This is a genomic window from Achromobacter sp. K91 (assembly GCF_003576205.1).
In the GTDB taxonomy this organism is placed as follows: domain Bacteria; phylum Pseudomonadota; class Gammaproteobacteria; order Burkholderiales; family Burkholderiaceae_B; genus Achromobacter; species Achromobacter aegrifaciens.
The window spans coordinates 71,318-94,723 of sequence record NZ_QWFB01000034.1 but is presented as its reverse complement, the minus strand read 5'-3'; the positions used below and the strand labels follow the sequence as shown (position 1 = coordinate 94,723).

24 protein-coding genes are annotated in these 23,406 nt (G+C 64.5%); 16 read left to right on the top strand and 8 right to left on the bottom strand.

The annotated features are described in order from the left end of the window. Positions 1-3: 3 nt before the first annotated feature. The 4 genes from DXK93_RS17475 to yjgA form a co-directional block, all read right to left on the bottom strand. Entirely contained in the window at positions 4-819 is an 816-nt protein-coding gene (locus DXK93_RS17475) for an ABC transporter ATP-binding protein (protein WP_042797538.1), read from the bottom strand. Continuing rightward, positions 819-1,823, bottom strand: a complete 1,005-nt coding sequence (locus DXK93_RS17470) for an ABC transporter substrate-binding protein (RefSeq protein WP_054458367.1) — start codon at positions 1,821-1,823, stop codon at positions 819-821. Before DXK93_RS17470 ends, DXK93_RS17475 begins: the two co-directional genes overlap by 1 nt. A 337-nt stretch (positions 1,824-2,160) precedes the next feature. Beyond that, positions 2,161-2,838 (bottom strand): alpha/beta hydrolase, encoded by a 678-nt coding sequence (locus DXK93_RS17465; RefSeq protein ID WP_054458369.1) that lies wholly within the window; start codon positions 2,836-2,838, stop codon positions 2,161-2,163. A gap of 19 nt (positions 2,839-2,857) precedes the next feature. Beyond that, positions 2,858-3,409 (bottom strand): ribosome biogenesis factor YjgA, encoded by a 552-nt coding sequence (gene yjgA, locus DXK93_RS17460; RefSeq protein ID WP_054458370.1) that lies wholly within the window; start codon positions 3,407-3,409, stop codon positions 2,858-2,860. 58 nt (positions 3,410-3,467) lie between these two features. On the opposite strand from yjgA, the gene pmbA reads away from it, so the two are divergent. From pmbA to erpA, 12 genes are all read left to right on the top strand, one after another. Further along, entirely contained in the window at positions 3,468-4,832 is a 1,365-nt protein-coding gene (gene pmbA, locus DXK93_RS17455; RefSeq protein WP_054458372.1) for a metalloprotease PmbA, read from the top strand. A gap of 220 nt (positions 4,833-5,052) precedes the next feature. Further along, a complete protein-coding gene (locus tag DXK93_RS17450; RefSeq protein WP_119450706.1) occupies positions 5,053-6,150 on the top strand; it encodes a TRAP transporter substrate-binding protein in 1,098 nt (365 codons plus the stop codon). Between the two features lie 256 nt (positions 6,151-6,406). Beyond that, positions 6,407-7,561, top strand: coding sequence for an ABC transporter substrate-binding protein (locus DXK93_RS17445; protein ID WP_054458376.1), 1,155 nt, complete (start codon positions 6,407-6,409; stop codon positions 7,559-7,561). 169 nt (positions 7,562-7,730) lie between these two features. Continuing rightward, complete coding sequence (locus DXK93_RS17440; RefSeq protein WP_054458379.1) at positions 7,731-8,612, top strand: branched-chain amino acid ABC transporter permease; 882 nt, start codon at positions 7,731-7,733, stop codon at positions 8,610-8,612. A 3-nt stretch (positions 8,613-8,615) separates the two neighbouring features. Further along, on the top strand, positions 8,616-9,491 hold the full coding sequence (locus DXK93_RS17435; protein ID WP_054458380.1) for a branched-chain amino acid ABC transporter permease: 876 nt from the start codon (positions 8,616-8,618) through the stop codon (positions 9,489-9,491). Then, positions 9,484-10,272, top strand: a complete 789-nt coding sequence (locus DXK93_RS17430) for an ABC transporter ATP-binding protein (protein ID WP_054458382.1) — start codon at positions 9,484-9,486, stop codon at positions 10,270-10,272. Before DXK93_RS17435 ends, DXK93_RS17430 begins: the two co-directional genes overlap by 8 nt. Then, positions 10,269-10,979 (top strand): ABC transporter ATP-binding protein, encoded by a 711-nt coding sequence (locus DXK93_RS17425; protein ID WP_054458384.1) that lies wholly within the window; start codon positions 10,269-10,271, stop codon positions 10,977-10,979. The genes DXK93_RS17430 and DXK93_RS17425 overlap by 4 nt, the downstream gene beginning before the upstream one ends. A 298-nt stretch (positions 10,980-11,277) precedes the next feature. Then, complete coding sequence (gene rplM, locus DXK93_RS17420; protein ID WP_013391412.1) at positions 11,278-11,706, top strand: 50S ribosomal protein L13; 429 nt, start codon at positions 11,278-11,280, stop codon at positions 11,704-11,706. 9 nt (positions 11,707-11,715) lie between these two features. Continuing rightward, the gene (rpsI, locus tag DXK93_RS17415) at positions 11,716-12,108 is read left to right on the top strand and encodes a 30S ribosomal protein S9 (protein WP_006217310.1); all 393 of its coding nucleotides are present in this window, start codon (positions 11,716-11,718) and stop codon (positions 12,106-12,108) included. A gap of 214 nt (positions 12,109-12,322) precedes the next feature. After that, complete coding sequence (argC, locus tag DXK93_RS17410) at positions 12,323-13,387, top strand: N-acetyl-gamma-glutamyl-phosphate reductase (RefSeq protein WP_054458385.1); 1,065 nt, start codon at positions 12,323-12,325, stop codon at positions 13,385-13,387. A gap of 44 nt (positions 13,388-13,431) precedes the next feature. Next, on the top strand, positions 13,432-14,178 hold the full coding sequence (locus DXK93_RS17405) for a DUF6776 family protein (protein ID WP_119450705.1): 747 nt from the start codon (positions 13,432-13,434) through the stop codon (positions 14,176-14,178). 86 nt (positions 14,179-14,264) lie between these two features. Beyond that, positions 14,265-14,636 (top strand): iron-sulfur cluster insertion protein ErpA, encoded by a 372-nt coding sequence (gene erpA, locus DXK93_RS17400; RefSeq protein ID WP_013391415.1) that lies wholly within the window; start codon positions 14,265-14,267, stop codon positions 14,634-14,636. Between the two features lie 67 nt (positions 14,637-14,703). On the opposite strand, the gene DXK93_RS17395 is transcribed toward erpA, so the two are convergent. Continuing rightward, positions 14,704-15,825 carry an anhydro-N-acetylmuramic acid kinase gene (locus tag DXK93_RS17395; protein ID WP_255423470.1) on the bottom strand — a complete coding sequence of 374 codons (1,122 nt, stop codon included), beginning with the start codon at positions 15,823-15,825 and terminating at the stop codon, positions 14,704-14,706. A 76-nt stretch (positions 15,826-15,901) separates the two neighbouring features. After that, entirely contained in the window at positions 15,902-17,311 is a 1,410-nt protein-coding gene (locus DXK93_RS17390; protein WP_054458392.1) for a M23 family metallopeptidase, read from the bottom strand. Between the two features lie 255 nt (positions 17,312-17,566). Between DXK93_RS17390 and tyrS the strand changes: the two genes are divergently transcribed. Together tyrS and DXK93_RS17380 are read left to right on the top strand one after the other, a co-directional pair. Beyond that, positions 17,567-18,796 (top strand): tyrosine--tRNA ligase, encoded by a 1,230-nt coding sequence (gene tyrS / locus DXK93_RS17385; RefSeq protein WP_119450703.1) that lies wholly within the window; start codon positions 17,567-17,569, stop codon positions 18,794-18,796. Between the two features lie 72 nt (positions 18,797-18,868). Then, the gene (locus DXK93_RS17380) at positions 18,869-19,522 is read left to right on the top strand and encodes a YbhB/YbcL family Raf kinase inhibitor-like protein (RefSeq protein WP_054458397.1); all 654 of its coding nucleotides are present in this window, start codon (positions 18,869-18,871) and stop codon (positions 19,520-19,522) included. 63 nt (positions 19,523-19,585) lie between these two features. On the opposite strand, the gene DXK93_RS17375 is transcribed toward DXK93_RS17380, so the two are convergent. Further along, on the bottom strand, positions 19,586-20,221 hold the full coding sequence (locus tag DXK93_RS17375) for a LysE family translocator (protein WP_054458399.1): 636 nt from the start codon (positions 20,219-20,221) through the stop codon (positions 19,586-19,588). A 205-nt stretch (positions 20,222-20,426) separates the two neighbouring features. Here DXK93_RS17375 and glyA point away from each other — a divergent pair, with 205 nt between their 5' ends. Beyond that, positions 20,427-21,677, top strand: a complete 1,251-nt coding sequence (gene glyA, locus DXK93_RS17370) for a serine hydroxymethyltransferase (protein WP_054458401.1) — start codon at positions 20,427-20,429, stop codon at positions 21,675-21,677. Positions 21,678-21,882: 205 nt separating this feature from the next. Next, a complete protein-coding gene (gene nrdR / locus DXK93_RS17365; RefSeq protein ID WP_013391422.1) occupies positions 21,883-22,362 on the top strand; it encodes a transcriptional regulator NrdR in 480 nt (159 codons plus the stop codon). A gap of 73 nt (positions 22,363-22,435) precedes the next feature. Here nrdR and DXK93_RS17360 read toward each other — a convergent pair whose 3' ends face one another. Beyond that, complete coding sequence (locus DXK93_RS17360) at positions 22,436-23,401, bottom strand: GlxA family transcriptional regulator (protein WP_119450702.1); 966 nt, start codon at positions 23,399-23,401, stop codon at positions 22,436-22,438. Positions 23,402-23,406: the final 5 nt, after the last annotated feature.

The following is a 23,406-nucleotide window of genomic DNA, read 5'->3' as shown; positions in this document are numbered from 1 at the left end:
GGGTCAACCCTCCACGTGGACATCGAGCTCGTCCCACAGCTGTTTGAAGTAGGTATTGAATTCCGGCCGCGAGCGCGCCTGGAATGGCGTCGGCCGCGCCTGGCCGTCGCCGTAATGGATGCGGTACTGGCTCTTCAGGCGGCCGGGACGGCGCGACAGCACGATCACACGGTCGGTCATGGCGATGGCTTCGCCGATGTCGTGGGTGACCAGCACCACGGTCTTGCCTTCGCGCCTCAGGATGTCCACCACCTCGTCGGAGATTGCCAGCCGGGTCTGCGAATCCAGCGCCGAGAAAGGCTCGTCCAGCAGGATCACGTCCGGCTCGGTGACCAGGGTGCGGGCCAGCGCGGCGCGCTGCCGCATGCCGCCCGACAACTGGCGCGGCGTGTGCGACAGGAACGCGCCCAGTCCGCATTTCTCCAGCAGATGCACGGCGCGCGCCTCGCTGCGCGCATCGCGCCGGCCCTGGATCTCCGCGCCCAGCATGACGTTGTCCAGGATGGTGCGCCACTCGAACAGGTAGTCCTGCTGCAGCATGTAGCCGATGCGCGGATTGGGCTTGGTCACGGCCTGGCCGTCTATCATCACGGCGCCCGAGGTCGGCGGAATCAGGCCGGCGATCAGCGACAGCAGGGTGCTCTTGCCGCAGCCGCTTTGCCCGATCAGGCTGACGAATTCGCCCGCCGCCAGCGTGAACGACACATTCGACAGCGCCTCCGTCTCGCCTTCCTGGGTGAAATAGGAAAGACAGACCTCGCGCAGTTCGATCTTCGCCGTGGCGGTGTCCGGCTTCAGGTTGTGGATAACGGCGCCCATCATTGGGCCTTCTTCGCGAAGTCGGTCACCACCACGTCCTCGTACTTCACGCGGGCGTTATCCTTCATGACCGCGCTGGCGATCAGCATGTCCTGCAACTGGTTCATGGCTTCGGCCGTCACCAGCGGCGTGGTCTTCCAGATCTGGTACTTCTTGTAGCGCTCGATGGCCTCGGTCACCGCGGCCTGGTCCATGCCGGGGAAGTAAGTCATGATCTGCGGCGTCAGCGTGGCCGCGGGCGTGTCCTTCACGTATTTTTCGGCGCGCGCCACCACGTCGGTCCAGGCCTGGATGACCTTGGGATTGTCGCGGATGTACTTGTCGGTGGCGGTGAAAACGGTGTAGTCCACCTGGCCGACTTCGTGGCCCACCGAGGCGACGATGTAGCCCTTGCCGTTGCGCACCAGTTCGCCGGCCTCGGGTTCAAGAAAGATGCCGTATTCGCCCTGGCCGGCCATCCAGGCACCCGCGCGCGCGGGAATGCCGATATTGTTCAGCAGCTTCACGTCCTTTTGCGGATCCACGCCATGCTTGCGCAGCGCCGTTTCCAGGAACACGATGGGATTGGAGCCGGGGCGAAAGCCGATCACTTCCTTGCCCTTGAGCATGGACCAGTCGAACTTCTCCACCGGCTTGCGCGCCAAGAGGAAGAAGCCGTCGGTGGCGGTCAGACCGGCGAAGATCTTGGGCTTGACCGGGGATTCGCTGTTGTGGACGTAGATGGACGCTTCGGGCCCGATCAGCACGATGTCGGCGCTGCCGGACAGCAGGGCGGTCATGCCCTTGTCGGTGCCTTGCGAAGTCTTCATGGACACGTCCAGGCCGGCGTCCTTGAAGTAGCCCTGCGACAGGGCCACGTACTTGGGCACGTAAAGAATGGACCGCACCACTTCTTCGTAGCGGACCTTCACGGGGGGATTGAGGGCTTCGGCCTGGGCGGCCAGGGGGGCGAACAGCGCGAGCAGCGCCGCAACCGCCAGACGGGGCGATGGCAAGGATTTCACGGGACTTTCTCCTGCGTCTTGAATGCCACGCCGAAACCCGGCGCGACACGGCCAATGGGATGGATCGACAACAACAACAGGGAAGCCCGAACTGCTTGCTCGGGCCGGTAAGGCTTGGATCGAATACTATATTCAATACAGATAGGCGACAAGCTTTTTGCAGTTGGCGTTTTTCTCTATGGACGCAAGAAAGCCAGCCTATGAAAATTCCAGGCTGGGATGCCATTTGGTATACAAAATGAAATCGCAGGCCGCCAGGGCCTGCAAGTGGGCGGGCAGGGGCGCCGGGCGCCTATCTGCCGCGATCAGGGCCGCCGGGCGCGGCCCTGCATGGTCCTCAGACCAGGACTTGATTCAGGAACTTGGAGATATCCGCCACTTCCTCGGCGCAGACCGAGTGCGGCATGGGGTAGGTGTGCCATTGCACGTCGTAACCCAGGCGCTGCAGTTCGGCCAGCGAGGCCTGGGCGCGCGGCAGCGACACCACCGGGTCGTACTGGCCGTGGGCCAGGAAGATGGGCGTGTCGTGATTGGCGCTGTGGCGTTCGGCCTCGGCCGTGTCCAGCAGCGGCAGATAGCCCGACAGGCCCATCATGCCCGCCAGCTTTTCCGGCAGGCGGATGCCGGTGTGCAGGGTCATGGCGCAGCCCTGCGAAAAGCCCGCCAGCACGATCTTCGAGGTCGGGATGCCGCGCGCGTTTTCGCGCGCGATCAGCTTGTGGATCGCAGCCTCGGAGGCGCGGATGCCGCTGGCGTCCTCGACGCGCACCAGGTCCATGACCAGGATGTCGTACCAGGAGCGCATCGCCATGCCGTTATTGATCGTCACGCGTTGCACCGGCGCGTTGGGGAATACGAAGCGCACCGACGCGCCGGCCGGCAGGTCCAGCTCCGGCACGATGGGCGCGAAGTCGTTGCCGTCGGCGCCCAGGCCGTGCAGCCAGATCACGGCGTGCGTGGGATTGGGGGCGGTTTCGATCTCGATGCAATCGAGCAGGTCGGTCGGAGCGTTCATGGACGGCGGACGGTGAAAATCAGAGGGTAAGGGTCTTCAGGGCCTGGAACAGCGCGCGGTAGTGCTTCTTCTGCGGCTCCTGGCCTTGCAGCAGGGCGGCGTTGGCCAGCTTTTCCTTGCGGGCGGCGCGGATCAGCGCGCGCAGCTGTTGCACGTCGGCCTGCGGATTGTTATTGAGCAGCCGGGTCAGGGCCTCGTCGTCGTCCAGCAGGCGGTCGCGCAAGGTCTCCAGCCGGTGCATGGCGGCGGTTTCCTCGCGCGAGCCGTTTTCCCAGACGTCGAGCTGGGCGCGGATCTCGTCGGCGGGCGCGTCGCGCATCAGCTTGCCCACGAAGTGAACCTGGCGCCGCTTGCCCTCGCGCCCGGTGGTGCGCTGCGCGGTGCGGATCGCTTCATAGAGGCGCTCCGCCAGCGGCAATTGCTTGAGGCGTTCGGGGGACAGTTCGATCAGCTGCTTGCCCAGGTCCAGCAAGGCGTGCATTTCGCGCTTGACCTGCGACTTGCTGGGACGGTCGTAGCCGTTCTCGTCGTAACCGTCGTCGACGGATTCTTCTTCAATATGGGAATTCATGGAAAACTGCGCAATGACAGACTTGGCTATGATAACCGTCTCTGCAAATTGGACAGCAATGGTTAAAACCTCCTCATCCTTGCCGCTGGCGGCGAATCACGCGCGTTTTTCTGAACTCGTCGAACAAACCCTCGCCTATGCGCGCCAGATCGGCGCCTCCGACGCAGCGGCGGAAGTCTCGGAAAGCCTGGGCCTGTCGGTCTCCGTACGCAAGAACGACATCGAAACCGTCGAACAGACCCGCGACCGTTCGCTGGACCTGACGGTCTACGCCGGCCAGAGCCGCGGTTCGGCCTCCACCTCCGACTTTTCCGAAGCGGCGCTGCGCCAGACGGTCGAAGCCGCCTGGCACATTGCGCGCCACACCGCCGCCGATCCGGCCGCCGGCCTGCCCGACGCCGATCAGCTGGCCACCGAATTCCCCGACCTGGACCTGCACCGCGCCTGGGGCGTGTCCACCGAAGAGGCCGCCGAGCTGGCGCTGCGCGCCGAGCGCGCCGCCCGCGAGGTCGATCCGCGCATCACCAATACCGATGGCGCCACCGTGGGCACCTACGAAGGCCAGTTCGTGATGGGCAACACGCGCGGCTTCCTGGGCGGCTATCCGTACTCGCGCCACAGCCTGTCGGTCGCGCCCATCGCCGGACGCGGCAATGGCATGCAGCGCGACTACTGGTACAGCTCCGAACGCGATCCTGCCAAGCTGGCCTCGCCGGAGGCCATCGGCCGCTACGCCGCCGAGCGCACGTTGTCGCGCCTGTCGGCCCGCCGCATCCGCACCGGCAAGTTCCCCGTCCTGTTCGAAGCGCCCCTGGCGCTGGGGCTGGTGGGCGCCTTGACCCAGGCTGCCAATGGCGGCGCGCTGTACCGCAAGGCCAGCTTCCTGCTGGACGCGCTGGGCAAGCCCGTCTTCCCCGAGCACATCAACCTGACCGAAGACCCGCACATCCGCGGCGCCATGGGCAGCTCGCCCTTCGACGACGAAGGCGTGCGCACCCGCCGCCGCAGCGTGGTGTCGGCCGGGGTGCTGGAAGGCTATTTCCTGTCGTCCTACACCGCCCGCAAACTGGGCATGACGACCACCGGCAACGCCGGCGGTTCGCATAACCTGGTGTTCAGTTCCACCCAGACCCGCCGCGGCGACGACTTCGAAGCCATGCTCAAGAAGATGGGCACGGGCTTTCTCGTCACCGAACTGATCGGCCAGGGCGTGAACTACGTCACCGGCGACTACTCGCGCGGCGCGTTCGGCTACTGGGTGGAAAACGGCCAGATCCAGCACGCGGTGCAGGAAATCACCATCGCCGGCAATCTCGCCGACATGTTCAAGCAGATCGTGGCGGTCGGCGCCGACACGATTTCGCGCGGCACCAAGACCACTGGCTCGATCCTGATCGAGCAGATGGCGATCGCCGGAATCTGACGTCGCTAGAGCGGCGGCCACATCATGGCCGCCGCGGACTTGCACGGCCCCCGGTCCTTGCACTGCTTTGCAGCCCCTGCGCGCTGCCCATTCGCGGACCCGCGTCACCCTCTATTTGCAAACCTTTACCCGCTGTCCTGTTAATGTCGGCCCATATCGGCGTGTAATATCCAGCGGGTATTGCGTGATGTCCCAGGTGTTGCGGTAAAGGAGCAAAGAGATGCAACGACGTTCGTTCTTGAAGCACGCCGGTCTCGGCGCTGTCGCCACCGGAGCCGCCGTCAGCGCGCCCGCGTTCGCGCAGGACATGCCCTCATTGAGCTGGCGCCTGTCTTCCGGCTTCCCCAGCGCCCTGGATCTGCGCATCGGCGCCGGCGAAAGCTTCTGCAAGTTCGTCTCCGAAGCCACGGGCGGAAAGTTCAACATCCGCCATTTCCCCGAGGGCGAGATCGTGCCCGCCGCGGACCTGATGGAAGCGGTCTCCACCAAGAAGGTGGAATGCGGCCATGCCTCGTCCCGCGCCTACTACGCCAAAAACCCCGTCTTCTGCTTCGACGCTGGCGTGCCCTTCGGCCTGAACGCCAGGCAGATGAACGCCTGGATGAGCGAAGGCGGCGGCCTGAGGCTGACCCGCGAACTCTTCAAGCCTGAAAAAATCATCAACTTTCCGCTGGGCAACACCGGCGCCCAGATGGGCGGGTGGTACACCAAGGAAATCAAGCGCTCCGGCGACCTGAAAGACCTGAAAATGCGCGTCGGCGGCCTGGCCGGCGACGTGCTGGCCAAGCTGGGCGTGGCGCCGCAGCAGGCCGATCCCGCCAAGCTGGCCGAAGCCTTCGAGAAAGACGGCCTGCAGGCGGTGGCGGGCGCGGGTCCCTACGATGACGACAAGCTCGGTCTTAATAAGGTTGCTAAGTATTACTACGCACCCGGCTGGTGGGCGCCTGGCGAGCAGCTGTCGCTGTATATCAACGACGAGGCCTGGAACGCGCTGCCCAAGAACTACCAGGCCGTGGTGGATGCCGCCGCACAGGCCGCGCATGCCGCCGCCATCGCCCGCTACGATGCCCGCAACGCGGCCGCTCTGGCCCAATTGACGGCAAACGGCGCGCAAATCCGTACATTCCCGCGGTCCATCATGGACCTGGCGTTCGAGGCCACGCAGCAACTCTACAAGGACTTGGGCGCCAAAGACCCCAGATTCAAGGCGATGCATGATAGTTACATGGGTTTTCGCGACAGCGAAATGCCATGGTTCCGCCTGACCGAAAGCGCCTACGACCAATACCTGGGCGTAGCGTTATCGGCCAGAACGTAGGACACTTACGCCTGCCGAATAACATTCGGCCAGCGTTAGGGTTTTTGCTAGTAACCACACGTTTTTTACAAAAAAATGGGCGGTTTGTAGGCTTTTGTTGAATGGCGTTCGAGTAGCCGCCTGATACAAAGGAGTAATATCCCGGGTCTTGACGCGCAAACATGGCGCCTTTAGGCGGCATCCGACGTCAATCCGGCAGGATTACATCAGCCCGGATTACCAATATTCCGAGACAGACTTTAAGGTGGTAACAACCATGCAATCCAAGACCAAGAAGCTGCTGGCCGCGCTGATCGCTGCCGGTATCGTCCCGGCTGCCCATGCAGCCGACATCAAGATCGGCGTGGCCGAAGCCCTGTCGGGCGGCGCCGCCCAGTACGGCGTGTCGATCCGCAACGGTTTCCAGCTGGCCGCTGATGAAATCAACGCCGCCGGCGGCATCAACGGCAACAAGATCGTGCTCGTGGTCGAGGACGAACAAGGCAAGAAAGAAGAAGCGATCAACGTCTTCAAGAAGCTGATCTTCAAGGACAACGTCCTGATGGTCTTCGGCCCGACGCTGTCCAACTCGGCCCAGGCCGCCGACCCGATCGCCCAGGCCGCCAAGACGGTCGCCTTCGGCACCTCCAATACCGCTGACGGCATCACCTCCATCGGCAACTACGTGTTCCGCAACTCGGTCACCGAAGCCGACGTGCTGCCGGCCACCATCGCCACCGTCAAGGCCAAGACCGGCCTGAAGAACGTGGCGGTGCTCTACGGCAACGACGACGTCTTCACCAAGAGCGGCTACGACAACTTCAAGAAGGCCCTGGAAGACCAGAAGATCCCGGTCACGACGACCGAAACGTTCGCCAAGGGCGACGTGGACTTCAAGGCCCAGCTGACCAAGATCAAGGGCACCAACCCCGACGCCATCGTGCTGTCCGCACTGCTGGCCGAAGGCGCCCCGATCATGGTGCAGGCCCGCCAACTGGGCCTGAACGTGCCCGTCATCGGCGGCAACGGCATGAACTCGGTCAAGATTTTCGACCTGGCCCCTGGCGGCGCGTCGAACAATCTGTGGATCGGCAGCCCCTGGTCGATCGAGAACAAGGCTCCCGAGAACGTCAAGTTCATCGACGCTTACAAGGCCAAGTTCAATGGCGCGCCGGACCAGTTCGCGGCCCAGTCGTATGACGCCATGTACATCGCCGCCCAGGCGCTGAAGAACGTCAAGATCTCGGGCGACCTGCCCAAGGATCGCGCAGCCCTGCGCGACGCGCTGCCCGCGGTCACCTGGACCGGCGCCACTGGCCCGTTCAAGTTCCGTCAGGCCAACGACCGCGCCGGCAAGCCCGCCGGCTACGATGCCGACCAGGCTCCCATCGTCAGCGTGACGAAGGACGGCAAGTACGTCATCGAAAAGTAAGCGCTGCGCATCCCCGCGCGGGGGGATGCGCCTTGCGGGCGGCGCGGCCGCTCGCAAGGCGCTTTTTATCGCAGGGCCGTCACCCTAAAAGAAATGCCTCCCCGCCGGGAGGCTCAAGGCCATGCAGTGGGCGCTGCATGGGGCCCTCACAGCTTTGGAAAGTCCCATCATGTTCGAACAACAATTCGTCAATGCCTTGTCGCTGGGCTGTGTGTATGCACTGTTCGCGCTGGGCTTCACGCTGATCTTCGGCGTGCTCGGGGTGATCAACCTGGCGCATGGCGCCGTCTTCATGGTTGGCGCCTACGCGGCACTGTTCGTCGTGCAGCAATTCAGCCTGCCCCTTTGGGCGGGACTGATGGCAGCGTTCTTCGTCGCCGGCTTCACCGGAGTCATCATCGACTACCTGGTGCTCAAGCCGCTGCGCAAGCGCAACGCGCCCCACCTGATCCCCATGATCGCCACCATCGGCGTGGGCATCATCCTGAACAACACCGCCCAGGGCATCTTCGGCGCAAGCAACCTGCGTTTCCCGCACGGCACCGTGCCCGAGGAAGTGATCGAGGTCGCCGGCCTGCACCTGACCGTCATTGAACTGGGCATCATCTTCCTGTCCTTCGCGCTGATGGCCGTGCTGATGTACGTCATGCGCCGCACGCAATTCGGCCGCGCCCTGCGCGCCATCGCCGAATCGCCCAAGGCCGCTTGGCTGCTGGGCATCAACGTCGAAAAACTGTTCGTCACCACCTCGTTCGCCGCGGCTGCCCTGGGCGGCGTGGCCGGCGTGCTGATCGGCCTGTACTCCAACGCGCTGTTCCCCCTGATGGGCCAGCCGATGCTGCACAAGGGCATCGCGGTCATCATCCTGGGCGGCATGGGCGACATCCGCGGCGCCATGCTGGGCGGCCTGTTCCTGGGCTTTGCCGAGGTGCTGTCGGTGGCCTACATCGGCTCCACCATGCGCGATGCGGTGGCTTTCGGCCTGCTGTTCCTGATCCTGCTGGTGCGCCCGCAAGGTCTGTTCGGCAAAGTGGTTCAACGCAAGGCTTAAAGAATGAGCGGATTCGAAAACTTCTGGGCCATTTACGGCAACCTGGTGCTCACGCTGGGCACCAACGCCTTGCTGGCCCTCTCCATCTGGCTGACCCTGGCTTGCGGCATGCTGGCCATGGCCAACGCAGCCTTCATGGGCATCGGGGCGTACACCGCCGCGCTGCTCACCATGAACTACGACGCGCCGTTCTCGGTCGCGCTGGCCGGCGGCATGGCCGCGCCCGCGCTGGTGGCGGCGCTGATCGGCTTGCCGACCTTGCGGCTGTCCGGGGTCTATCTCGCCATGGCCACGCTGGGCTTTGGCGAAGTGGTTCGCGTGACCATCCTCAACACCGAGTCCATCACCGGCGGCGCGCTGGGCCTTAACGGCATCCCGCAGCTGACACAGTGGTGGCATGTGGTGCTGTCGGTCGTCATCGTGCTGTTCGTGCTGTGGCGCGTGCGCGCCTCCAAGATCGGACGCTCGTTCGACGCCATCCGCGGCGACGAAACCGCGGCCGGCCTGATGGGCATCGACGTGCGCGCCAACAAGATGCTGGCCTTCGTGGCCGGCGCGATGATCGCGGGTCTGGCCGGCGCCCTGAACGCGCACCTGACCTTCTTCATCGGCCCCAACGAATACGGTTTCGACCGTGGCGTGGAAATCCTGACCATGGCGATCCTGGGCGGCATCGGCGGCCTGGCCGGTCCCGTGCTGGGCAGCTTCATCATTACCGTGCTGCCCGAAATGCTGCGCGGTTTTGCCGATCTGCGCCTGGTCGCGAATGGAGTGATTCTGGTGGTGATTGTGTTGTTCCTGCCGCAAGGCATCTGGGATCCGGCGCGCTTCAAGCGCTGGATGCGCCAAGGACGCCAGGGAGGCAAGCGCCATGCTTGAGCTTTCTTCCGTCTCCAAGAGCTTCGGCGGCCTGCATGTGCTGCATGACGTCAGCCTGTCGGTTCCCGAAGGCGCCATCTTCGGCCTGATCGGCCCCAACGGCGCCGGCAAGACCACGGTCTTCAACCTCATCACCGGCCTGTTGCCGCCCAGCGGCGGCACCATCACGTTCAACGGCCAGAGCGTGCTGGACAAGAAGCCGCACCGCATCACGCGCATGGGCATCGCCCGCACCTTCCAGAACATCCGTCTCTTCAAAGAGATGACGCTGCTGGAGAACGTGGTGGTGGGCGCTTATCGCCACATGAACTACGGCTTCCCCAGCCTGCTGCTGGGCCTGCCGGGTTACCGCGAGCACGAAAAGCGCGCCCGCGAGCGCGCGCACGAACTGCTCACCTGGATGCGCCTGGACCACAAGGCCAACGACCTGGCGGATAACCTGTCCTACGGCGAACAGCGCCGCCTGGAGCTGGCGCGCGCGCTGGCCACCGAGCCCAAGCTGCTGCTGCTGGACGAGCCGGTCGCCGGCATGAACACCGGCGAGCGCGCCGAACTCATGCGCGAGATTCTGGCGATCCGCGACCGCGGCTACACCATCCTCATGATCGAGCACGACATGCGCTTCGTCATGGGCTTGTGCGAACGCATCGCGGTGCTGAACTTCGGCAAGATCATCGCTTGCGGCGGACCCGACGAGATCCGCAACAACGAACAGGTCATCGAAGCCTATCTGGGCCGCGAAGACGACGAAGACACCGAACAAGCGGAGGCCGCCAAATGAGCGCCATGCTGGAAGTCCGCGGACTCGAGGTCAATTACGGCCACATCGAAGCCGTCCGCGGCATCGACCTGGACCTGAATGCCAAGGAAATCACCGCCCTGGTCGGCGCCAACGGCGCCGGCAAGTCGACCACGCTGCTGGCGCTGTCGGGCCTGCTGCCCAAGGCGCGCGGCAAGATCACTTTCGAAGGCGAGGACATCACCAACCTGCCGCCGCACCAGTTGGTGGCGCGCGGTATCGTCCAGGTGCCGGAAGGGCGGGCCATCCTCACCACCATGACTGTGCTCGAAAACCTGGAGCTGGGCGCCTACCGCCGCGGCCTGAAGAACGTCGACTCGGACCTGGAATACGTGTTCAACCTGTTCCCGCGCCTGAAGGAACGGATCACCGGCATCGCCGGCAACCTGTCCGGCGGCGAACAGCAGATGCTGGCCATCGGCCGGGCCCTGATGGCCAAGCCGCGCCTGCTGCTGCTGGACGAACCCTCGATGGGCCTGGCGCCCATCGTGGTGCAGGAAATCTTCCGCTCCCTGCGCGCGATCAACGCCGACGGCCTGACCCTGTTCCTGGTCGAGCAGAACGTGCGCCAGGCGCTGAAGATCGCCCAGCACGGCTACGTGCTGGAGAACGGCGCCATGGCGCTGACCGGCACCGGCCGCGAACTGCTGGGCCATCCGCGCGTGCTGGAAGCCTACCTGGGCGCCTGAACCGGCGCTCCAGGGCGTGCGTCCCTGATTGTTTGGATGTGCCGGCGGCGCCTCAGGGCGCCGTCGGCGTATTTCCAACGCGGATTAAGTTGCCCATTTTTTGAGCAGCTGTGTTAGAATCGCAGGCTTTCCCTCATTTTGGCTAATGCACGGGCGGGTAATAACGCTTAGGCAAGACGCTGATATCGACTGAATATTTGGAAAACCCGATGGGTTCTTTCTTGGATTTCGGTCTAGTTCGGGGAAAAAAACTGGCTGGATGGTCCAGCCAGGAAAATTTTTATTCTTAGGAACCATCATGAAGACCTTTGTGGCCAAGCCGCATGAAGTCCAACGTGACTGGTTTGTGATCGACGCCAAGGGCAAAGTCCTCGGTCGTGTGGCCAGCGAAGTCGCACGTCGTCTGCGTGGCAAGCACAAACCTGAATTCACGCCGCACGTTGATACCGGTGACTACATCGTCATCGTCAACGCTGCCGATATCGTTGTTACGGGCGCCAAGGCGAAGGACAAGAAGTACTTCCGCCACACGACGTACCCGGGCGGTATCCGTGAAACGAACTTCGAGAAGATGCAAGAGCGTTTTCCCGGCCGCGCCATCCAGAAGGCTGTCAAGGGCATGCTGCCCAAGGGTCCTCTGGGCTACGCCATGATCAAGAAACTGAAGGTGTACGCCGGTGCCGAGCACCCGCACACCGCCCAGCAGCCCAAGACGCTGGATATCTAAGGAAACGCCATGATCGGTAACTGGAATTACGGAACCGGCCGTCGCAAAACCTCGGTGGCTCGCGTTTTCATCAAGAAGGGCACGGGTAAGATCGTTGTCAACGGCAAGCCCGTCGACGACTTTTTCGCCCGCGAAACCGGCCGCATGATCGTGCGCCAGCCGCTGGAACTGACCGGCCACCTGGAATCGTTCGACATCAAGGTCAACGTGCACGGCGGCGGTGAAACCGGCCAGGCCGGCGCAGTCCGTCACGGCATCACGCGTGCCCTGATCGACTACGACGCGACCCTGAAGCCCGCACTGTCGCAAGCTGGCTTTGTCACCCGCGATGCCCGCGAAGTCGAACGCAAGAAGGTCGGCTTCCGCAAGGCACGTCGGCGCAAGCAGTTCAGCAAGCGTTAATACGCTGCTGCAAGAAAAGCCCGCTTCGGCGGGCTTTTTTTCGCACTGTTTGTTCCAGCGCCGGATGCGGTCCGGCCGTTGTACGTCCCGCGCGGAACTCCGCGCATTCCCTCCGGTCGGAAAGAAGGACTGCGGTGCCATTTCGGGCTCTTAGCCGCAACACCCGCTTTCCCGAGCGATACAATCGATCCTCGTTCTACGAAGAGCACACATCATGGCCCAAGCATCGAACACCCGCATCAAGGTTGGTATCGTCGGCGGCACCGGTTACACCGGCGTCGAGCTGCTGCGCTTGCTGTCGCAGCATCCCAATGTGGAATTGACCGCCATCACGTCCCGCAAGGAAGACGGGCTGCCGGTGGCTGACATGTATCCGAACCTGCGCGGCCGCGTGAATATCGCTTTCTCCGCGCCGGAAAAGGCCACGCTGACGGATTGCGACGTCGTGTTCTTCGCGACGCCCCACGGCGTTGCCATGGCCCAGGCCCAGGAACTCATCAATGCCGGCACCAAGGTCATCGACCTGGCCGCGGACTTCCGCCTGCAGGACATCCCCACGTTCGAACGCTGGTACAAGATTCCCCATACCTGCCCGGACATCCTGGCCGAGTCCCAGTATGGCCTGGTGGAGTTGAACCGCGAGGCCATCTCCAAGGCCCGCGTCATCGGCAACCCCGGCTGCTATCCCACCACCGTGCTGCTGGGCCTGGCCCCGCTGCTCGAAGGCGGCAAGAAGCTGATCGATGCGCAAACCCTGATCGCCGACTGCAAGTCGGGCGTCTCGGGCGCTGGCCGCAAGGCGGAAGTGGGCTCGCTCTTCTCCGAAGCCTCCGACAACTTCAAGGCCTACGGCGTGGCTGGCCACCGCCATCACCCGGAAATCGTCGCGCAGCTGGAAAAGATCGCTGGCGGCAAGGTCGGCCTGACCTTCGTGCCGCATCTGGTGCCGATGATCCGTGGCATGTTCTCCACCATCTACGCGCGCATCCTGCCCGAGGCCCGCGATACCGACTTCCAGGCCCTGTTTGAACAGCGCTACGCTGACGAACCCTTCGTCGACGTGATGCCCGCCGGCAGCCTGCCGGAAACCCGTTCGGTGCGCGCTTCCAACAACCTGCGCATCGCGCTCAGCCGCCCCGGCAATGGCGACCAACTGATCGTCCTGGTGATCCAGGACAACCTGGTCAAGGGCGCCGCTGGTCAGGCCGTGCAGAACATGAACCTGATGTTCGGCATCCCTGAATCGACCGGCCTGGACCAGGTCGCGATCCTGCCTTGATGTACGCAGGCTTGCGGCCGTAAGGCCGCAAGCCGCCGCTCTTTATGTCCGCCGATTCCTCTACCACGCCCCAGCCTCGCTCCGCCGGCGGATTGGCGCGCGTATTCGTGGGCCTGCTGATCGGCGTGCTGCTGGGCGGTTCCGCCAGTTTTTTCTACACTCGCAAGCTCTACCGGCCGCAGGATGCCGTGGTGATCAGCGCCCGGCAGGCCGAGGTCCAGGAAGAGGCCATGCGTCAGCAGTCGACCCAGCTGCGTTACACGCAGGGCCAACTGGACACCGCCGACGGCGAACTGGTCATCGAACGCGCCGCGCGCCAGGAACTGGAAACGCAGCTGCGCACGGTCCAGGCCGAGGTCGGCCGGGTCCGCGATCAACTGGCGTTCTATGAGCAGCTGTTGCCGCCGGGCCCCGAGGGTTCGGTGGACATCCGCGGCGTCGAGATCGACCGCAGCGGCGGCGGCCTGCGCTACAAGGTCCTGCTGATGCGCAGCGGCCGCAATGGCGGGTCTCCGTTTTCGGGCGCTTTGCGTTTCCAGGCCACCGGCATCCTGAAGGGCGAGACCGTGAAGGTGGATCTGGCGCCCATGCAGGTCAAGGCCGAATCCGGCTCCGTCGCCATTCCTGGAGACAGCACGCCGACCTCGCCGCTGGCCCTGCAGTTCGACCAGTATCAGCGCAGCCAGGGCATCCTGGCGCTGCCCGACGGATTTGTCCCCGAAAGCGTGACCGTCAGCGTCCTGGAGGGCGACACGGTCCGGGCGTCAAGAAGCGTCAAGCTCGAACTTTGAGTCTGCGCAAGCCCTGCGCTATAGTGACACTATGCGAGCGCCGTTGCCGCTCACCGAAATATGGCCGAACCGGCCAGGAGTGAACCATGAATGCAGTGACCGAAACCGTCGACCTGCAGGCCGCCCCGCCTGCTCCCCTGGTGTTTACCGACTCGGCCGCGGCCAAAGTGAAGGATCTGTTGGCCGAAGAAGGCAATCCTGAGCTGAAGCTGCGCGTTTTCGTGCAGGGCGGAGGCTGTTCGGGTTTCCAGTACGGCTTCACCTTCGACGAAGTCGTGAACGATGACGACACCGTGCTGGACAAGGCTGGCGTGCAACTGTTGGTGGATCCGATGAGCTTCCAGTACCTGGTCGGCGCAGAGATCGACTACAAGGAAGACCTGGAAGGCGCGCAGTTCGTCATCCGCAATCCCAACGCCAGCACCACCTGCGGCTGCGGTTCCTCGTTCTCGGTGTAATCACCCAGGCAGGAAAAGTAAAAGCCCTTCGGCGCGCCGAAGGGCTTTTTGCATGGGCGTGCGGTTTTCAGGCGGGATAGAGCGCGCCCAGGATACGCGGGCCACGCGCGCCGGTGACGGCGGGCAGGCCCGCCGGCCTACGCTGCACGAAGGCCTGCGCCAGCCAGGCGAACGCCAGGGCCTCGACTTCCTGCGCCGGCACGCCCAGCGCATCGGTGGCGTGCACGGGCCGCTGCAGGCAGTAGGCCAGCTCACGCATCAGGCCCGGATTGCGCGCGCCGCCGCCACAGACGAAGACTTCCTGCGTGCCCGCCGCGGCCGCATCGACGGCATTGGCGACCGTGCGCGCGGTCAGGCGTTGCAGCGTGGCCTGCACGTCTTGCGGCGCAGGCTTGGGGCCGTCGAACGCGGCCAGGCGGTCGTCCAGCCATTGCATGTTGAACAGGTCGCGCCCGGTGGACTTGGGCGGGGGCAGGGCGAACCAGGGTTCGCTGGCCAGCATTTGTTCCAGCAACGGCGCCAGCACCTGGCCGGTCGCGGCCCAGCGGCCATCCGCGTCATAAGGCCGGCCCAGGTGACGCTGGCACCAGCCATCCAGCAGGACGTTGGCGGGTCCCGTGTCGAAGCCGCGGGGCGCATGCCCCGGCTCCAGCAGCGTCACGTTGGCGATGCCGCCCAGGTTGAGGACGGCGCGGCCTTGCGGCGCGCCGAAGATGGCAGCGTGGAAGGGCGGCACCAGCGGCGCACCCTGGCCGCCCGCGGCCACGTCGCGGCTGCGGAAATCCGCCACCACGTCGATGCCGGCCAGTTCCGCCAGCACGGCGGGGGCATTGAGTTGCACGGTGTAGCCCAGGTCGGGCCGGTGCCGGACCGTCTGGCCGTGGGCGCCGATGGCGGTCACGTCGCCGGCCGCGACGCCGGCCTGCTGCAACAGGGCCGCCACGGCCTGGGCATACAGGCGGGCGAGGGCGTTGGCGGCCAGCGCGGCGCGGGCCAGCTCGTCGTCGCCGGATTGATTCAGGGCCAGCAGTTCGCGCCGCAGGTCCGCAGGCATGGGCAGGCTGGCGCTGGCGAGCACGGCTGGCGCCGCGCCGTCGTCCAGGCGCACCAGCACGCCGTCCACGCCGTCCACGCTGGTGCCTGACATCAGTCCGATATAGAGCTGAGCGTTAGTTGTGGAAGGATTCACGAGAGCCTCGAAAAAGAAAAAGCGGCCGCGCAACTGAGAGTGCGGGGCCGCCTTTGACGGGGACGTTAGGCCGGCTTTAGCGGCTGGCCACGTTGGTCAGCGCGTCGGGCAGGGTCTGCTGGAACTCGGTCAGCAGCTGGATCTGCGCCTTGTACGGAGCCACGGCCTGGTTGAAGGCGCGGACTTCGGCGGGTTCCAGGCTGCGGGCGACCGGCAGGTCCACCGACAGCGGATCGATCGGCTGGTTGTCCACGCGGAATTCATAGTGCAGGTGCGGGCCGGTGGCCCAGCCGGTGGCGCCGACATAGCCCAGCAACTGGCCTTGCGAGATCTTCGAACCCTTGGTGATGCCTTCGGCGATGCGGCTCTGGTGGGCGTACAGCGTCGAATACTTGCCGTGGTGCTTGACGATGACGACGTTGCCGTAGCCGTTCTGCCAGCCGGAGAATTCCACCGTGCCGTCAGCGGTGGAGTGGATCGGCGTGCCGGAAGGCGCCGCGTAGTCCACGCCCTTGTGTCCCGTCCAGGTCTTGTGGATGGGGTGCATGCGCATGCCAAAGGTGGAGCTGATGCGGCTGAATTTCAGGGCGGTGCGCAGGAACGCGCCGCGCAGGCTGGTGCCGTCGAAGTCGTAGTACGAACCGCTCTTTTCGTCGGGGCTGAACCAGACGGCGTTGTAGGTCTTGTCGCCGTTGATGAATTCCAGCGCCAGCACTCGGCCGGCGCCGGCGTAGCGGCCGTCGTGCGAACGCACTTCGTAGACCACGCGGAATTTGTCGCCCTGGCGCAGGTCGCGCAAGAAGTCGATCTTGGCGCTGAGGATGTCGGCCATCTGCATGGTGACCGAGTCCGGGATGCCGGCGGCGTCGGTGGCGCCGAACAGCGACGAACGGATCGTGCCCACGGCGACGCGGGTCTGGCGTTCGGTGCTTTCGGTGATTTCCTCGGCCTTGTAGCTGTCGCCTGCCGGCGCGACGTGCAGCATGCGCGTCACGACCTGGCCGTCCGTCTCGTTGCCGGGGGTGTGGATGTAACGCAGCCAGATCAGGTTGCCGGCTTCGTCCGTCGCGGCCTGCACCGAGCGGCCCGGGTACAGCTTGTAGATGCTGCGGGCGCTGGCTTCGTGCGTCAGGAAGGTCTGCAGGCTGGGCGCGTCGAGTTCCAGGCGTTGCAGCACCGCGGCCAGCGTGTCGCCGGCGCGGATCCGGGTTTCGCTGATATAGGGAGCGGCACTGGGAGTGCTGACTTCGACTTGCTCGGCGCTTAGCGGCAGGACGCTGCTGATGATGCGCGAAGGGGGGAGTTCAGTGCGGTCGGGTTGCTGCACCATGCCGAGGGCGGCGGCGCCAGCGAACAGACCAATTGCGGTGACGAGGAGAGTGCGGCGGAAAAGTCCCGAGCGCTGGGGCTTGGGCTCGCCGGGCGCAAACACGGCAGCAACTTTGCGTTTGATGCTACTCGCCATTTCGTGGAGGCCACGATTCATCGTGAAGATACCCTCTCAGGTGGCTAGAGCTCGCAGGGTGCGTGACACGAACGGCCCTCGCGCGCACATTTCGGGGCAAGGGCTGGCGCGGGGCGCATCTTGTGAACAACGGGGTGTAAACCGGACCACAACTGCGTATAGATGGCAATTGCGTATGATTAGGGCGGTATCCTAGCTGATTCGGCTAGAATTTTCGATAGTTTTCGTCACTTTTTACACCTTTTTATCGGCTGAAGCCGAGTTGGTCCCCCTGCCATGTCACCCTCAGAAGCCCCGATTACCCCTGAAGTCGAAGCAGACCTGCGTATAGCGAAGCGCGGTTGCGATGAGTTGCTGGTCGAGTCCGAATTCGCCCGCAAGCTGGCCAGGAGCCGCGCCACGGGCGTGCCTCTGCGCATCAAATTGGGGTTGGATCCGACCGCGCCGGACATCCACCTGGGTCACACGGTGGTGCTGAACAAGATGCGCCAGCTGCAGGACATGGGCCACAACGTCATCTTCCTGATCGGCGATTTCACGTCCACCATCGGCGATCCCAGCGGCCGCAACAACACGCGCCCGCCGCTGACGCGTGAACAGATCGAGGCCAACGCCAAGACCTATTACGCCCAGGCCAGCCTGGTGCTGGATCCGGCGCGCACCGAGATCCGCTACAACTCCGAGTGGTGCGATCCGCTGGGCGCGCGCGGCATGATCCAGCTCGCGTCGCGCTACACGGTCGCGCGCATGATGGAGCGCGAGGACTTCACCAAGCGCTTCAAGGGCGGCATCCCGATCTCGGTCCATGAATTCCTGTATCCGCTGATGCAGGGCTATGACTCGGTGGCGCTGAAGTCCGATCTGGAGCTGGGGGGCACCGATCAGAAGTTCAACCTGCTGGTCGGGCGCGAGCTGCAAAAAGAGTATGGACAGGAGCCGCAGTGCATCTTGACGATGCCGCTGCTGGTCGGGACGGATGGCGTAGAGAAGATGTCCAAGTCCAAGGGCAACTACATCGGCATTTCGGAGTCGCCCGATTCGATGTTCGGCAAGCTCATGTCGATTTCCGACACGCTGATGTGGCGCTACTTCGAGCTGCTGTCGTTCCGCTCTCTGGAAGAGATCGCGGCGCTCAAGCAGGAGATCGATGGCGGCCGCAACCCGCGCGACGCCAAGGTCATGCTGGCCCAGGAAATCATTGCGCGCTTCCATTCCGTCAAGGCTGCCGATGACGCGCTGGCCTCGTTCGAAGCCCGTTTCCGCGACGGCGCGATCCCCGACGACATCCCCGAAGTGAACATCGGCGGCGCGCCGGTGGGCATCCTCAAGCTGCTGCGCGAAGCCGGCCTGGTGGCCTCCGGTTCGGAAGCGCAGCGCAACGTGGAGCAAGGCGGCGTGCGCGTCAATGGCGACCGCGTGGAAGACAAATCGTTGCAATTGCCGGCGGGGACTTACGTCGTTCAGGTGGGCAAGCGCAAATTTGCGCGTGTTAACTTGAACCCATGATTGCGAAGTTTTGATACGCTGAGGGTACAGACAGGGGCAGTGGGGCCTTTGCGGCACATCAAGGAGCACGACATGAAACTTTCGAGTTTGTCCTTTTCCGATAACGAGTCGATTCCCGAACGCTACGCCTTCGGCAGGATCGATGCGCAATCGCACGTCGCGCTGGCAGACAACTTCAACCCGCAGTTCTCCTGGGACGAAGTTCCGGCGGGCACGCAGTCGTTTGCCTTGATCTGCCATGATCCCGATGTGCCCTCCGAACCCGACGACGTCAACCAGGAAGGCCGCGAGGTGCCGGCCAGCCTGCCCCGCGTGGACTTCTTCCACTGGGTGCTGGTCGATCTGCCGGCCGACCTGCGCGACATCGAGGAAGGCGCCTTCTCCAGCGGCATCACGCCGCGCGGCAAGGGCGGCCCGCTGGCGCCGATGGATGCGCGCCAGGGCATCAACTCGTACTCGTCATGGTTCGCCAACGATCACGACATGAGCGGCGACTACTTCGGCTATGACGGCCCGTGCCCGCCCTGGAACGACGCCATCCCGCATCGCTACGTCTTCACCCTGTATGCGCTGGACGTGCCCACGCTGAACCTGCAGGGTTCGTTCACCGGCGAAGACGCGCTGCGCGCGATCCAGAAGCACGTGTTGGCGCAGGCGTCGTTGACCGGCACCTATACGCTCAATCCGAAACTGGCTCCCAAGCAGATCGGCGCCACCTCGGCCTGATTCGCCGCGCCACAGAAAGGCCGCAGTCTTGCGACTGCGGCCTTTTTTCATCGCCGAAAAGATTCAGCCCGTGGCGCGCTTGAGCCGCAGCAGCGCCAATCCAAAAGTGATGAAGATGGCGCCGACCAGGCGGTTGATCCAGGTCACGATGCGGGGTTGGCGCAGCAGGCGCCGGGCGCGGTGGGCCAAGGCGCCATAGGCCAGCAGCGACACCAGCGACATGCCCGTGAAGATGCCCGTCAGGATGAAGAACTGCGGCAGCAAGGGCTCGGCCGCGTTCAGGAACTGAGGAAACAGCGCCGTGAAGAACAGGATGGGCTTGGGGTTCAGCGTTGCAACCAGCGCGGCTTCCGAATAGAGCCGCCCGGCGCTGCGCGGCGCCAGCGCGGCGGCGTCTGCGGGCGGCGCAATGTTCGAGCGGCCCAGCAGGTGGCGCAGGCCGATGTAGAGCAGGTACGCCGCGCCGGCCAGCTTGAGCAGCATGAACAGCATGGCGGACGATTGCAGCACCACGCCCAGTCCCAGCATGGCGGCGGCCGACAGCAGGAACAGCCCGGTGACATTACCCAGGGTGGAGGGCAGCACGGCCCGCCATCCACCCGCCGCGCCGTTACGGATGGCCAGCATGGTGGCCGGGCCGGGGCTGACGACGCTGACCGCAGCTACTAATGAGTAGGTTATGAGCGTGGCGCTTTGCATGAAAGTTTCTCAAGTCGGATTGAGACGGCTTTTCCGGCCGCGGAGGATGGCGTGGTTTTCGCGCCCATGCCGGGAATTTTGCCCGGGTTCCCTGCATTTTGGGAGCATTTGATCCTGTCCGACGGGGTAAACTATCCGTCATTCTCCGGGTTTACCCACCCGGGCGCAGTTTTCTCCTCTCTTACCGCCTCAGGAACCCCCCGTCATGTTTGACCGCAACCTCACCTTGTCCAAGGCTGACCCGGACGTTTGGGCCGCCATCCAGAAGGAAGACGTCCGCCAGGAACAGCACATCGAGCTGATCGCCTCGGAGAACTACGCCAGCCCGGCCGTCATGGAAGCCCAGGGCACGCAGCTCACCAACAAGTACGCCGAAGGCTATCCGGGCAAGCGCTACTACGGCGGTTGCGAATACGTGGACGTGGTCGAGCAGTTGGCCATCGACCGCCTGAAGCAGATCTTCGGCGCCGAAGCCGCCAACGTGCAGCCCAACTCGGGTTCGCAGGCCAACCAGGGCGTGTACATGGCCGTCCTGAAGCCGGGCGACACCGTGCTGGGCATGAGCCTGGCCGAAGGCGGCCACCTGACGCACGGCGCGTCGGTCAACGCCTCGGGCAAGCTGTACAACTTCATCTCCTACGGCCTGGACGAAAACGAAGTCCTGAACTATGACCAGGTCGAGCAACTGGCCAAGGAGCACAAGCCCAAGCTGATCGTGGCTGGCGCCTCCGCCTACGCCCTGCACATCGACTTCGAGCGCATGGCCCGCATCGCCCGTGAAAACGGCGCGCTGTTCATGGTCGACATCGCCCACTACGCCGGCCTGGTCGCTGGCGGCGCCTATCCCAACCCGGTTCCGCACGCCGACTTCGTCACCTCGACCACGCACAAGTCGCTGCGCGGCCCGCGCGGCGGCGTCATCATGATGAAGGCCGAGCACGAGAAGATCATCAACTCGGCGATCTTCCCCGGCATTCAGGGCGGTCCGCTGATGCACGTCATCGCCGGCAAGGCGGTGGCCTTCAAGGAAGCGCTGGAACCTGCCTTCAAGGACTACGCGCAGCAAGTGGTCAAGAACGCCAAGGTGCTGGCCGACACGCTGGTCAAGCGCGGCCTGCGCATTGTCTCCGGCCGCACCGAAAGCCACGTCATGCTGGTGGACCTGCGTTCCAAGGGCATCACGGGCAAGGAAGCGGAAGCCGTGCTGGGCCAGGCCCACATCACGGTCAACAAGAACGCCATCCCGAACGACCCGGAAAAGCCCTTCGTGACCAGCGGCATCCGCCTGGGCACGCCGGCCATGACCACGCGCGGCTTCACCGAAGCCGAAGCCGAGCTGACCGCCAACCTGATCGCCGACGTGCTGGACAATCCGCGCGACGAAGCCAACATCGCCGCTGTGCGTGCAAAGGTCAACGAACTGACCTCGCGCCTGCCGGTCTACGGCAAGAAGTAAGCGAGCAATCCCTGCGGCGGGCTGTGGCCCGGCCGCGGCGGTCTACCAGGGACGGCCCCGCAAGGCGCCGTCCCTTTGTTTTCGGGCGGCTGGCGCCGCCTGGTAAAAAATACGGGGGCGGATTAGCCCGTATTGGCGCTGGCGGCCGGACGCCTCGTTACAATATGCTCAACTATTGCCCCTTCAGTGCCTTTAGGGATCACACATGCGGTGTCCATTTTGCGGCAATGCCGAAACGCAGGTCGTAGACAGCCGGGTCTCCGAAGAAGGCGACGCCATACGCCGTCGCCGTCGCTGCCTGTCCTGTGACAAACGTTTCACCACCTATGAACGGGTGGAGCTGGCCATGCCCTCCATCGTCAAGCGCAATGGCAGCCGCAGCGACTACGACCCCGGCAAGCTGCGCGCCAGCCTGAGCCTGGCGCTGCGCAAGCGTCCCGTCAGCACGGAAGACGTGGACGCCGCGGTCGCGCGCATCGAAGAGCAGTTGCTGGCCAGCGGGCTGCGTGAAGTGCCCAGCGAACATATAGGCGAGCTCGTGATGAACGAACTGCGCAAGCTCGACAAGGTGGCATACGTGCGCTTCGCTTCGGTCTACAAGAGCTTCGAGGACATCGGCGAATTCGTCGAAGCCATCCGCGAGATGCAAGGGCCGCTGTTGCCGGGCAAGCTGCGCAAGGACTAGCAGGGCTCAGGTTCAACCGATCCGCGGTCGGCTGGCCGCATGGAAGCTGGAAAATGACGGCGCTGCGGCGCCGTCATTGCATGGTGGGAGCCGTACGCGCCAGGCTGGGCGTCAGCGGCTGGAACTTGCGCCAGACGCGGCGCATGTGCTGCGCCGAGCCGAATCCCGACTTTTCGGCCACGCGCTCCAGGTCCAGCCGGGTATCGCGCAGCAGGTCGCGCGCCAGCGCCACGCGTATCTGATACAGGTAGTCCATTGGCGTGCAGCCCGCGTGTTCGCGGAACAGCCGCGTCAGATGGCGCGCGCTGGTGTGCGCCTGGTCCGCCAGCGATTGCGCCGACCAGGGCGCCGCCGGATCACGGATGACCGCGTCCTGCACCCGGTGCACGCCTGGATGCAGGTGGCTGCGATGGTCCAGCCAGGGCGACAGCGTGGAATCCGTGCCGGCGCGCCGTTGGTAGACCACCATGTCGCGCGCCGTTTCGCTGGCCACGCGCGGGCCGCAATGGCGCGACACCATGTGCAGAGCCAAATCGATGCCGGCCGTGATGCCGGCGCTGCTGACCAGTTTGCCGTCTTCGACGAAGATGCGGTTGTCATGCAGCCGCGCGCTCGGGTCAATGCTGGCCAGCTGTTCCAGGCAAGTGTGGTGTGTGGTGCAGTCGCGCTGCCGCGTCAGGCCGGCGGCGGCGGCGAACAGGGCGCCTGCGCACACCGTCATCAGCGTGAAGCCGTCCACCGGATGGCGGGCCGCGAGCCAGTCGATGATGGCGCGCGAGTCGGGGTCGTCCAGGCGCGTGGGCTTGCCCACCACGCCGGAAATGATGACCAGGGCTTCGGGGGGCAGGCTGGCCGGCAAGGCTTGGATATGAGCCAGGTGCAGGCCCGGCAGGCCGCTTTCGACTTCCCGGGACGGGCCGCAGAAATGCTGTTCGAAGGCCCCGGGAACCAGCTTGTTGGCGACGCGGAAGGCCTCCGCGGGGCCTGCCACGTCCAGCAGCACGACGCCCCGCGTCAGCACGAAATACACTGGAACCATGCGGC